Raw genomic sequence first — 225 nt, forward strand, 5'->3', positions numbered from 1 at the left:
GTATTGCGTTGCGCGATTTCTTTTCCTTCTTTATCTACGTATTTCGTTACTACACTGCCTTCTACCTCTGGTTTTGGTTCTTCTATTTTTTCATATACGTAGATTACCTCTGTCGTTCCCTCTACGTATTTACCTTCGGCATTTTTTGGCTTTTCTACCAACTTATAACCTGGGATTTCTTTATTTTCTGTTGTATAGCCTTTCCCTACTTGATCTGTTGTTATA

The 225-nt window shown here is 36.9% G+C and carries 1 protein-coding gene; it reads right to left on the minus strand.

Going from position 1 to position 225, the window contains the following annotated elements; all coding sequences use genetic code 11:
- Window positions 1-225 (minus strand): MucBP domain-containing protein (locus tag MR170_RS31815; RefSeq protein WP_242310775.1); only part of this gene is annotated, 225 nt, incomplete at both ends.

Source organism: Bacillus cereus group sp. BfR-BA-01524, assembly GCF_022662595.1.
GTDB classification, from domain to species: Bacteria; Bacillota; Bacilli; order Bacillales; family Bacillaceae_G; genus Bacillus_A; species Bacillus_A thuringiensis_S.